The sequence below is a fragment of the Armatimonadia bacterium genome, from assembly GCA_039679385.1.
In the GTDB taxonomy this organism is placed as follows: domain Bacteria; phylum Armatimonadota; class Zipacnadia; order Zipacnadales; family JABUFB01; genus JAJFTQ01.
In genome coordinates this window covers 1-12,282 of record JBDKVB010000136.1, presented here as the reverse complement: position 1 = coordinate 12,282, position 12,282 = coordinate 1, and the positions used below count along the sequence as shown (strand labels likewise).

General features: G+C 65.8%; 7 protein-coding genes. 4 read left to right on the top strand and 3 right to left on the bottom strand.

Features of this window, described 5'->3' with window-relative positions; all coding sequences use genetic code 11:
- Nucleotides 1-39: 39 nt before the first annotated feature.
- The 3 genes from ABFE16_15145 to ABFE16_15135 all read right to left on the bottom strand — a co-directional run bounded on the left by ABFE16_15145 (nucleotide 40) and on the right by ABFE16_15135 (nucleotide 4,789).
- Complete coding sequence (locus tag ABFE16_15145; GenBank protein ID MEN6346635.1) at nucleotides 40-1,899, bottom strand: family 20 glycosylhydrolase; 1,860 nt, start codon at nucleotides 1,897-1,899, stop codon at nucleotides 40-42.
- Between the two features lie 23 nt (nucleotides 1,900-1,922).
- Nucleotides 1,923-3,698 carry a sugar phosphate isomerase gene (locus ABFE16_15140; protein ID MEN6346634.1) on the bottom strand — a complete coding sequence of 592 codons (1,776 nt, stop codon included), beginning with the start codon at nucleotides 3,696-3,698 and terminating at the stop codon, nucleotides 1,923-1,925.
- Nucleotides 3,699-3,775: 77 nt separating this feature from the next.
- Nucleotides 3,776-4,789 (bottom strand): Gfo/Idh/MocA family oxidoreductase, encoded by a 1,014-nt coding sequence (locus ABFE16_15135; GenBank protein MEN6346633.1) that lies wholly within the window; start codon nucleotides 4,787-4,789, stop codon nucleotides 3,776-3,778.
- A gap of 363 nt (nucleotides 4,790-5,152) precedes the next feature.
- On the opposite strand from ABFE16_15135, the gene ABFE16_15130 reads away from it, so the two are divergent.
- The 4 genes from ABFE16_15130 to ABFE16_15115 all read left to right on the top strand — a co-directional run.
- Complete coding sequence (locus ABFE16_15130) at nucleotides 5,153-6,631, top strand: M81 family metallopeptidase (protein ID MEN6346632.1); 1,479 nt, start codon at nucleotides 5,153-5,155, stop codon at nucleotides 6,629-6,631.
- A gap of 119 nt (nucleotides 6,632-6,750) precedes the next feature.
- Nucleotides 6,751-7,620 (top strand): sugar phosphate isomerase/epimerase family protein, encoded by an 870-nt coding sequence (locus ABFE16_15125; GenBank protein ID MEN6346631.1) that lies wholly within the window; start codon nucleotides 6,751-6,753, stop codon nucleotides 7,618-7,620.
- 81 nt (nucleotides 7,621-7,701) lie between these two features.
- Nucleotides 7,702-8,610 (top strand): amidohydrolase family protein, encoded by a 909-nt coding sequence (locus ABFE16_15120; GenBank protein ID MEN6346630.1) that lies wholly within the window; start codon nucleotides 7,702-7,704, stop codon nucleotides 8,608-8,610.
- An 85-nt stretch (nucleotides 8,611-8,695) separates the two neighbouring features.
- A partial coding sequence (locus tag ABFE16_15115; GenBank protein ID MEN6346629.1) for a hypothetical protein occupies nucleotides 8,696-12,282 on the top strand: 3,587 nt, incomplete at its 3' end.

The following is a 12,282-nucleotide window of genomic DNA, read 5'->3' as shown; positions in this document are numbered from 1 at the left end:
TACCGGTTGACGGAAGGGCAGCTTCTTCTGGTGTAGCCGTTAGAAGACCCGTGCGCCGCTGGCCAGTGCGCGGTAGCTCAGCCACCGGGCAGGCAGATACGCTCCCCGGGCAGCCTGGTCCAGCTCCGCGATGCCCTCGATCTCGCCGGCCAGGTACTCAGTGAGACGCTGCGCAAGCTCACGGTATCGTGCGGCTTGCCCGGCGAAGCGAATCTGGATTACCTCCAGGCCGAAGGGCTGGCAGCAGGCCATCCATCGCCTGCGGAAGGAGGCGGCCAGGTCCTCTGTCAGCGCCACGATCGCCGGTATGTCCTCGGCTATCGCCTGCAGCGCCGGCCGGTCTGCCGCCGCGTAAGCCTCAAACAGCCGGGCCGCAAGCCCGGTCTTGGCTGCCATGAACTGCGCCACCAGGGCCGCATGTCCCAGGTCGCCTGCGGCCGTGTCCTGCGCGTGGGGCTCCAGCGCCCGAGCGATCTTGCGGTACTGAGTCTCGGCCTCCCGCAGGGCATCCACGCCGTCCCTGGCCGCATGCCGCAGATACATGGCCTGCAAGGGGTCGTCCCAGAGCACACTGCAAGCCTGAAGACCGTCATTGAGCCGCGAGGCGATACGATGTGCCGCGAGGTCGGAGCCGCAGACCGCCGCAAAACGCCGGGACAGAACCGCATCATCGACGGTGCCGTCGCCATAGCACTGCTCGGCCATCAGAGCGACACCGGCCAGGGAGGAGTCAACGTCCCAGTAGGCCCCGTCGTCCGACCAGAGGGCGAAGGTCATCTCGCGCAGACCGGCTGCCCGGCAAGCAGATACACAGGCCCCGCCGAACTGCTCGGTCCGCCGCCAGTCATGCCAGGGCGTGGGCCAGCTCCAGATGCCGGAGGTCATCACCGGCTCGTAGCCGAGGGCCCGGTGAGCCTCGATGCGGTCCTGGTAGTGCTGGGGATCGCCGTTGTAGTAGTCCCAGTAAGCCAGGTCCACCTCACGGGGAAGCGCTGCGCGAATCCCGTCGGGGATGCGGCTGTTCTGGTCGTAGTGCGCGCCACTGCTGCCCGCGAGACGGAAGAGCACATCGGACCATACCATCGGCCGGACCCCGTGTCGCTTGCAGACCTCGGCCACGAGTTGGAGATGCTCAACGTACAGGTCCAGGCCCCGCCGGTAGCCGTTCTGATCCAGGTATCGCCCGCGACCCAGGTCATAGGTCTCGTCCATGCCGACGTGCAGCCGTCGACTACCACAGGCTTCGGCCCAGAAGGCCACCATCTTCTCCACCAGCTCAGCCGTCTCCGGAGCGCCCACGAGCAAGGTGTGTTCCGTGTCGCGTGTCCCGGCATAGGGCGGCCACTTCAGCGCCTGCTCCAGATGCCCGAGGGCCTGGATGCTGCCGATCATCTCGATGCCGAGCGTCGCCGCATAGCGGTCAAGCTCACGCATCTCGTCGAGGGTGTAGGCGCCCCGCTGGTAGCCAAAGCAGGGATCCCCGGGCAGCAGGTATCCCGCCTCCGTGTAGACCATGGCGGCGTTGTAGCCCAGCAGGGCCAGTCGACGCAGCCACTTGCGGAAGTGCCGGCGGGTCACCGTGGCGTTGTGGCCGCCATCCAGCAGGATGCCGAGGGTGCTGAAGGCCGGTGTGGAGCCAGTGTCCGTATCGAGCCCCGCCAGGAGCGAACCAAGAGCTCGTCCGGCCTGCGTCAGAGATCCGTAGCGGACCGTCGTGACGCCGTCGGCCCGATCCAGGGCGTAGCCGGGACACTCCGGCCCGCAGGCAAAGCGCAGGTTGGCCTCTGCGGCAGTGGTCTCGTGAAGCGGATACTCCTCAGCCAGGCAACGGAGCATCGCCGCTAGATCGGGCGGCGTTCCGGCCTTGGTCCAACTCAGGCACGGACTTGCGCAAGACATGCTGTCTCCTATCTACCTGGCGGTCAGAGCTTCCGTCCCAGACGTCGCACCGTCTTGGCAACGGGCGAGACCCGTGGCTGGCCGGGCTTGGCTGTGGCTTTCTGCTCGGCGAAAGTGCGGTGCAGCTCGTGGCAGGCGGTCTCATAGTCCAGGCCGGTGAGTTCGGCGACCAGCCGCGTCCCACGATCCACCAGCTTCTTGTTCGAGGTATCGACGTTCGCCATCCAGTTGCTGACCAGCCGTCCGAACTTGCCCATGGTGGCCGTCGAGACGGTGTTCAGCACCAGTTTCGCCGCGAGACGATCCCACAGCCCGAGTGGCGTCGCGGTCAGCCGACAGGGCACCTGCAGCACCTGCGCGGCCTCCGGAGTCTCGCCCAGGCCGATCACGACCGTCATCTGGCGGCTGAAAGGTGCTGCGGCTTTGCGGCAGGCCTCCTGCCAGGCGGCGGCCTCAGGACTGGTCACCTCCTGGGCCAGCAAGACCTGCATCGCGACGTTGGGCTCAACTTCCGTGCGCGAGGGGTCCGCCTCTGAACCGATCAGGAACTTCATCAGTTCCTCGGTACCCAGGCGCGGCGGATCGTTGATGATCTTGGCCGAGGCGCCCATCGACTCATACAGCGGTGTCTCCCACTCGAGGCAGCGCGGTGCGCGACCCAGGACGTTCCGCCAGGCCTCTGGGGTCGGCCGCACGGGGTCCTTCACAAAGGCCCACGATGGGGGAGACGCCAGGTCATCGGACTTGCGGAAGGGCGGGAGCATGAAGGTCGGCGTGCGTTCGGTGGTGTCGGTGAAGATGTCGAGCACGCAATCGGCGGCGAAGTAGGTGATCCGGCCACCGGCGGCGTACAGCTCGTTCTCGGTGTCGACCCAGGAGGCGATCGCCGCGACTGCCTCCCGGCTGCTCAGGTCACGCAGCAGCGCTTCGAACTGAGCCGCGCCATCGATCGGCTTCAGCAACTCCGACGGCAGGGCCTCCAGCGCCTCAGCCGGAAGCACCTTAGGCAGCACTCGGAGCAGCGCCTGCTCCAGCGCGGAGCCAACAACGAGCAACTCCGCCGTCGTGGCCTGCATCCGTGTGGAGCCTGCAACACCCATGGGACCGGTGGCGAGATCCAGTACCGTCACCGCGGGGTCCTCGATCACCCGCCGCGAGCGCTCGATGTGGGCAGAGAGGATGTCCGCCGGGTTGTTGAACACGAAGAAGGTCTCGAGCCCGCGCTCTCGGGCCTCCATCAGCGTGCCAATGACGGAGGAAGTCTCCCCGCCTTCGCTGATGGCGACGAGGACATCGCCGGCGGTCAGGTCAGCCTCAATGGCCTGCTGACGACCGAAGCTGATGTAGTCCTCAAAGCCCTCGACCGACCGGACGAGGGCGAAGTCGCCGCCGGTCATGATGCTCTCTGCCTGATCTGCGAGCTTCTCGGCAAGTGCTGTGCAGGCTGGCTGCCGCCTGGCAAAGCCTTGCCAGAACTTGCGCCACATGGCCTCCAGCATGATGCTCAGACGCCCAGTGGCGCCGCAGCCGGAAAAGCAGATCCGGTGGCCGCCGAGGACGGCGTCACTCAGGGCCGTCACAAGCTTCTCGACCTCGGGACCGCCGAAGACTCGCTTCGCCATCGCGACGACATCCTCATCGACGGACTGCAGCATCCTCACCCCGGCCTGACAGTCGCTCTGGAGAGTCTCGGCCAGTCCCCTCGTCTTCGGGTGGGACTGCTCGGTGGGCAGCATCCCGAGATGGAACTGCGTCTCCTGCGTCAGGAAATGCTCCGCTTCGCGCCGGTAGTCTTCCATACAAGAACTCCGTCCTTTGCCGGCGCAAGCACGAACCTGCGCCGAGTGTCTTCGTCTTCTCGTCTGCGGGACAAGCCCTAAGCCTTGACGACCGGCACCGGCACGCCGCCCTGCTCGCCGGAGGCGACAACCGCGTCAAGCACGAGCTGGATCGCGTGTCCTGTCTCGCCTGGAACGGGCGTCAGGGCAGTCCCGGCGATGGCCCTGGCGAAACACTCGAAGCTGTTGCCGCTGGCCGGGAGATACTCCGCCTCCGGGATCTCGACGACCTCGCCGTTGCGCTGGCGAATCCGGATTCCGCTGGCCGGGGCATCAGCCAGCAGTATCCCTTCACTGCCGTGGATCTCGAAGCAGGTGTAGTTGACCGGGCTGGTCCAGCTCAGCTCCAGGACGCCGGTCGCCCCACTGCAGAAGCGGAACAGCGCCGTGGCGTTGTCTACCACATCGATGCCCGGCCGCAAGGTCGCCGTCGCCGCGGAGACACTCTCGACCTCACCCAGGAACCACAGCATCGTGTCGCCCACGTGGACGCCGATGTCGCCGACGATGCCGCCGCCCTGACTGCGGGTCACGAACCAGGTGGCTCCCGGTGCCCAGCCCTGGTCGGGAGCGGTCGGATGGACGCGAATGGCTCGCATATGCCGCACTTCACCCAGCCGTCCCTCACTGACCAGGCCACCGATGGTCTGGTAGAAGCGGTCGTAGCGGCGCGATAGGTTGATCTGGAGGACCTTCCCAGCCGTCTTCGCGGCGGCCACCATCTGCGTCGTCTCCAGTTGCGACATGCCCATGGGCTTCTCGCAGAGCACATGGGAACCGGCCTCGAGCGCCGCCAGCGTCATGGGACAATGCAGGTAGACGGGCGTGGCCACTGAGACTGCGTCAACGAGTCCGGACTGGAGGAGTTCGTGGTAGTCGGTGAACAGCGCGGCCTTCGGTGCGTGCTTCTCCTTGACCGTTGCCATGCGGTCGGCGTCCAGGTCGCACAGTGCCGTGATCTCGACACCGGGGATCGCGGCATAGCTGGGCGCGTGACTGCGTTGTGTGATCATCCCGCAACCGAGAAGGCCAACGCGGATGCTGTCGCTCATTGGTGGAACCTCCCTGTTGGACGAAGGGCCAGAGCCCCTTGGATGCTGCAAGGTCCGTCGCGGTCTACTGCAGGTTCGGTCCCCCAGCTTGTTGTCCGCTGTCAGAGGTCCCCTCGATACCGAAGGGGAAACCGGCACGCAGAACGAGCTGCTGACCGAACGCCGCCTACAGAGCCGTCGCAGACCGACGCAACTTCAGCATCCTGCCTTCTCTTTCCTCCCTTGCCCTGGTGGTACGCCGGTCCGAGTAGTGAGAGAGAGGCGTGAGCAGGGCACGCAGAGCTGTCGGTCGGCCCGCAGAACCGGAGGGCCGCAACCACGCCCTCCGTCGGCCCTGTCGGAACACGTCCTGGAGGGACCCTTGTGCGCATCGCTGTTGCCGGGTTCATGCATGAGACCAACACCTTCGCCGAGCACCATACACCACTGAGCGATTTCGAGAGGTCCGGCGGCTTTCCGGGCCTGATGACAGGGCAGAAGGTGATCGATACCCTTCGAACCGCCGGGGTCGGCACCGGTGGCTTCATCGCCGCCGCGGAGGCTGCTGGTGACGTCGAGTTGGTGCCGCTCCTCTGGACCTTCCCGCAGCCTTCGGGCACCATTGAGCAGTCAGCCTTCGAGACTGTGGTCGGGATGCTGCTGGAGCGCCTTCGGGAGGCCGGGCCGCTGGACGGCCTTCTGCTCGAGTTGCACGGCGCCATGGTGACCGAGAAGTACCCCGATGCCGAGGGCGAGTTGTTGCGTCGTATCCGGGAGATCGTCGGCCCCGAGCTGCCCATCATCGCCACCCTGGACCTCCATGCCAACATCAGCCCGGAGATGGTTGAGCGGACGACGACGCTTCTGGGCTACGACACCTACCCGCACGTGGATGCGCTTGAGCGCGGTCAGGAGGCGCTCGAACTGATGCGCAGGACCTGCCTGGGTGAGATCCGCCCGACGGCGGCCCTGGCACAGATACCCATGCTGATTGCGGCGCCTCGGCAGTGCACCCTCCTTTCGCCGATGCAGGACCTCATGGCCGTCGTCCACGAGCGCGAGCAGCAGCCGGGCATCCTCACCATCACCTTCTCGGGAGGCTTCGCCTTCGCTGATACCCCTGTTACCGGAGCATCGATGGTCGTCACCACCGACAACGCCCCCGAGTTGGCCGCCGAGACCGCCCGTGAACTGGCGACGACGGTCTGGGACCGCAGGGAGGAGTTCCGCCTGACGCTCACTCCGGTACGCGAGGCGATCGACTGGGCTCTCGCGAAGGGCGGCCCGGTGATTCTCGCCGACGGTTCCGACAATCCCGGTGGCGGCACGCCCTGCGACGGTACGGTGATGCTGCAGGAGATGGTCGAGGCTGACGTGCCCAACTCAACGGTCTGCCTCATCGTCGATCCGGAGGCAGTCGCGGAGGCCTGGGAGGCCGGTGTCGGTCAGACGCTGACGCTGACCCTCGGCGGGAAGACAGACAAGTTCCACGGTGCACCCCTGACCCTCACCGGCACAGTTCGCCTGCTTTCGGATGGCAACTACGTCAACGAAGGCCCGATGTTCACGGGTCTCCCGATCGCGCGGGGACGCACCGTCGTCTTCGTGGTGGGCGGAGTCGAGGTCATCCTGGCGGAGCGCCGTGCGCAGCCCTACGATGCCCAGGCGCTGCGCAGCCTGGGCATCGAGCCGACGGAGCGCCTGCTGATCGGGCTCAAGTCCGCAGTGCATTTCCGCGCTCACTACGGCCCGATGGCCAAGCGCATCTTCGATCTCGCGACCCCGGGGATTCACAACCCCGATGTCACCCAGTACACCTACCATCACCTGCGCCACCCGATCTGGCCGCTGGATGAGGACTAGCTGGCGGTGTCGGCGGGCGTCGGAGGTCTTGCGGTCATGGTAGGCGTAGTAAAGTGACTGAGCCGGAACCAGTCCTCAGGCGGCGTCTGCGGACGCTTCCCCAAACACGGAGGCCTCACATGAAGATCGGTGCGAGTACCTATAGCCTGCTGAAGGCGATCAAAGCCGGTGATCTGGACGTCCTTGGCGTGTTCGATTGGCTCGCGCAGAATGGGGCAGAGCATATCGAGATCGTGCCCGTGGCGGACATCTCCTTTGCGGATAGGCCGGAGCTGGCCGACACCTTTGCGGCGAAGGCCAAAGAGGTCGGCCTCGACATCTCCTGCTATACCTTCGGTGCCGGCTTCATCGACCGCACCGCGGAGGAGTTCGAGGCGGAGTTGCAGCGGGTCAAGGAACAGGTCGATATCGCGGCGCGGATGGGGACTCGCCTGGTTCGCCACGATGTCGCTTCCCGGCCCGCCGAGAAGGCCACGGACGAGCAGTTCGAGCAGGACCTGCCGGTGCTGGTAGACGCCTGCCGACAGATCGCCGACTATGCCGCGAAGTGCGGCATCACCACGATGATCGAGAACCACGGGTTCCACGTCCAGGGAGCCCGGCGCGTCCTGGCGCTGCACCATGCGGTCGCCCGGGACAACTTCAAGCTCATGGTGGACATCGGCAACTTCATCGGGGTGGAGCGCGAGAACGTTCTGAACGCTGTCGCCCAGTGCGCACCCTTCGCGGGCATGGTCCACGTCAAGGACCACCACCTCCGAACCACGCAGCCGGACCCGATGGAGGGATGGCGCGATCGTGGGGACAGCTTCTACACTCAGGCGTCGATCGCAGGCGAGGGCGACATCGGCATCGAGCAGGCGATCAAGTCACTCGTGGCCGCAGGTTTCGACGGCTACCTGTCACTCGAGTTCGAGGGGCCGGAAGAGGCCCGGTCGGCCAACCTGAAGGGTATGGAGAACCTGCGCCGCTACCTGGGACAGGGATAGACGAGGCCTTCTTTGCCCTAACAACCTGACATCTGGTGTCAGGGCACTAAGGCCTCCATGACCCGCGATACGGAGGGAGTCATGCTCTGGATCGACACCCACATCCACGTCTCCGACCTCGGCCCCGACGGTCAACGGCGCGAGCACATGCTCGACGACCTGCTCAGTCTGCTTGACCGCAGCGACGCAGACTTGCGCTTCGTGATCAGTTGCGACGGCCACTACAACAGCCTCGTCAAGCAGCAGCCCGACGGCATGGGGATCGCGAACCGCATGATCCATGATCTGTGCCGCCAGGCGCCGGAGCGTCTCTTCGGAAGCTGCATCGTCAACCCCAACTTCCTCGAGGAGACCCTGGAGATGATGGACCTCGCCTTCGGGGAATGGGGCTTCGTGCAGCTCGGCGAGATGCTGCAGTACATGATGGACTTCCGCATGGACAGCGACGCGACCGAGCAGGTGGTTCGCAAGGCGGTCGCCTATGACGTCCCGGTGCAGGTCCACCTCGGAACCTACTGGGGACCGTGGGCCGGCTCCTCGGTCAACGGCATGGACCAGATGGAAGACCTCCTGGGGATCGCTCGGCGGGTTCCGGAGGCCAAGTACATCCTGGCCCATGCGATCGGCTGCGCTGAGACCAAGCGGCTCATCCCGTGGGCCGACTGGTTCCTCGATGTCCTGGCAGGGCTGTTCGACAGCTACCCAGACAACTTCTGGATCGAGATCCGCGACTTCCACTGCAAGGCGCTGCCACGGGCAGTGGCCGAGGTACCGCACAACCGTCTGCTGTCTGGTACCGACTGGACGACGCGCATCGGGCCTCCCTTCCAGAGCTATGGCACGATGTTTGGCGTGGCCGAGAAGGACAACCCCTTCCCGCCCGGTGTGGAGTCCTTCGTCGGCTTCCTCAGGCAAGCCGGGGCCGACGCGGAGACGATCGAGCAGATCGGCCACCGGAGTGCAACAGAGTTGTACCGGCTCAGTCTCTGAGGGTGAGCCACGGCGCTGAGACCGACGGGCCTTCGAGCGAACAGGAGTCTGAACGCGGCCAACTGAGGGAAGGACCGACTGCAGGATGAAGCGGCTGTTACCGGCGATGGCTCTGACCGCACTCCTTCTGAGCGCAGCAGCAGGCGCTCAGAGCGTGAACCTGCTTCCCAATCCCGGATTCGAGATCGGGCCGAGCGGAGCTGCAACAGGCTGGGACTTGAGCAACTGGGAGCCAGGTGGACAGCCCCCTTCGCGCGGTGACGTCAGCGACACGGAGGCCCGCACCGGCAAGCGCAGCCTGCACCTGTCAGGGACCGGGGCGGCGAGTCACGCCTACTGGACGTGCCGGAATCTGCCCGCCGAAGCTGGAAAGCGGTACGTCCTTTCGGTATGGGTGAAGCCTCACGGGGTAGTGCCCCCGTCGAGTCTGTGCCGCATCCATCTTGGCTTCCAGGATGCGAAGGGCGAGGTCCTCCAGGATGAGGACCATCCCTACTACATGGGCTGGGCGTATCAGACCCTCGACGGCTACAGCGACTGGGTACCGATGGGAGTCGCGACACGCGCACCCGAAGGCGCCGTTCGTATGGGCGTCACGCTGCGGTTCGTCGGAATCGGCGAAGCCTGGTTCGATGACGCGGTCCTGGTGGCCGATGACAAGGCCGCCGTGCCCACGACTCCGGTTGGACTGTGGCAGGGCGCTGCTCTCGAGGCTCCGCAGACGGTTGCCGGTGAGACCTCCTGCACGCTCACTGTCCGTAACCAGCACCCGCAGGCCGCTGAGAACCTTCGGATCACCGTCAGCGGTGCCGACGGGATCACCGGCCAGAGCGCCGCGCCTGTCACCGTGCCGGCAGACGGCAAGGGGAACGTGGCGGTCGCGGTGTCCTTCCCGCCGGAGATGAACGAGCGGGGTCGTCGGGTTCTCTTCACCGGCACCTACACCGTGGGTGGCCGTGAGCAGACGGCCCAATGGCTGGGTTCCTTCACAGTCCTGCCCGCTGCCCTGATGGCCGCTGTGGAGGGCAATCAGTGGGGCGTCATACCCGGACCGGCCGCCGCAGGTGCTCCTCCTCTGGAGGTGCTCGGTCTGGTCCTTGCGCGGGGCACCTCCCGTCAGTTCCTGTCCTCCTCCGAAGTGCTCGACCTGCAGGCTGAGGGTGACCAGGTGTCCGTAGTGGTGCGGCTGACCGGTACGCCGGGGAGCACAGGCCGCCAGGTACTGAAGTGGGAGTGCCTGGACTACTTCTTCCGTCCGGCCGTCGGGGAGCAGGACGTCGAAGTCCCGTCGGGGCGGTCCTGTCTGGTGAAAGTTGACCTGCCCGAGAAGCAACTGCACCGCCTCTACCAGGCAGGACGGGACGCGGGTGCAGAACGCTTCCGGCTGCTCTTCCGTTTCGTAGCGGAGGGCAAGGCCGCGGCGGCCACCCAGTCCGACTTCAAGCTCCGGCCGCAGTTGCCTGCGACACCGAAACTCGCAGCCCTGTCCGGCGAGACCACTGCCGATCTCCCGGTCTTCGGCCGCCTCAAGCTGGTCGACGAGGTACTTTGCGGCGACGCCCAGGATACACACTTACTCCGGCAGGGCGGTCGAGGTCTGGACAACAAGTACACGAGCGATCCGCTGGGGTACTACGGTGGTAAGGACCGGCTCAGCTTCGACTGGCAACTCGACTACCGCGATGACCGTGACCAGTTCACGCGCCTTGAGACGATCCTGGGGCGGCCCTGTCGCACGACTGAGAACTGGGGTTGGTTCGCCTACCGCATGGGGCGTGGTGTTGTGAAGCCCGGCCGCCACTATGTGCTGACGATTGACTATCCGGAGGACGATTCGCGCAGCTTCCTGCTCTGGAACGGCCTGGACGGTTCGACCGCCGTGGGCTTCCACACCGGCAGCGCCCTCGGCGACCCGCACACTCGGCAGCGCTTCATGCAGAAGGTCGACTTGCCGCTCGCGGGTGGCTACCGGCGGCAGTACACGCTCTTCACGGCCACTGCTACGGACGGCTGGATCGCCCTGCACACGACCGGGCTCAGGGCCGATCCCTTCTCGAAGGGTCTAGCGGTTAACGCCCTGCGCATCTACGAGATCGGCGATGACGCCGCCCTGGACCGCCTCACACTCCCACCCACCGAGCCAGAGGGCCTGCCTCACCGCCAGTTCGGCTTCCTCCAGGAGGACATGTCCCCGTCCGCCGCACGTCTCGCGCGGTACCAGGTCTTCGGCGTCAACTTCTACGCCCCACTGATTCTGTCCTACGGCGGCGGAACCTATGCCACCAACAGCGGATATGTGGGCTGGCCGAGCAAGCTCTTCGGACCGGACAACCTGCGCAACCCGGTGGCTCTGGCCAAGCCGCCCTACTACCGCCTTCAGCCGCTTCTTGCCGAGGGAGTGCTCGCCGAGGCCGATAGGCGCGGAATGATGGTTGCGCCGCTGATCGAGTACTGCGGCACCGGTCAGCTTCCGCCGGAAGCTCTGGCCGTGCAGCCCGACGGCAAGCCCCACTACTACCACTGGGGGACGACCGTCGGACCAGACGGACTGCGCACCCAACGTTTCCTTGAGGATGGCCATTGCATCGACATGGCTCACCCGGCTGTCGGTGAGGACCTGGCGAAGCTGGTCACTGAGTTGGCCACGCAACTGGGCAGCCACCCGAGTCTGAGCGGCCTGCTTCTCGCCCCGCGATTCTCGGCCTGGCAGGTCAGCTACAGCGACTACGAGCTGCAGCGCTTCGCGAAGGACCGCAAACTGACCCTCCCGGCAACGGGCGCTGGACAGTGGGTCCATGACCACCATCTGCAGGAGTTCTACGCCTGGAACTACGAGCGCAAGCGCGAGAGCTTCCTGCAGGCCACCGAGGCCCTGCGCAAGGTAAACCCGAACCTGAAGCTGATGATCCTCAACTACAACGGCGGCGACGACAACCTTCACTTCGGCACCCCGCTCTACTGGTGGGACCGGAAGAAGGGCGATGACCTGCTGGTGCCGGGGCAGGTCTCGCTGCCCGACCTGAGCCGCCTCAACCTCACGCAACTGATGGAGGACCCGACGCGGCCCGACATGTCGATGCTGACGGTCGGCATGAACCCGCCTCTGTATGCGCAAGACAAGGGGCTGGTGAACCTGTGCCCGGCGCACTACCCCTTCCTGTGCGGGAACCGCGACTTCCTCAACTACTTCCGCACCGGCGAGGGAAGCGCGGTCTGCCTGTGGTGGATCTACAACGAGGACGCCTTCATGAACCATCCCTCGATCGGCTGGAACTGCCCGGGCCTCAATGGCAATGAGCCCGCCGGACGGTTCTGCATGCTCGACGAGGTGCTGGCCATGGCAGTCAGCGATCCGGTGGTGCTGGCGGTTCGCATGGGGAGCCTGAATCGGGGGTTCCCGCAGTACACGCGGGAATTCGCCGCCGCCTACCGGGCACTGCCGGCGGTGCCGTCGAGGGTAGTCTCAGCCTGTGGTGACCCGGAAGTCGTGGTCCGGCGATACGACACGACGAAGGGCACCTACCTGGCGGTCATCAACACTGGCCTGGGCCCCGAGAGCAAGCCGGTGCAGCTAGACACGGCGGCTCTCGGCGGGCATACCTTGCGCAACCTCGTCACGGGCGAGACGCTGCAAGCCGACGGCCGCCTGTCGCTGACGCTGGAGCCGGTCAG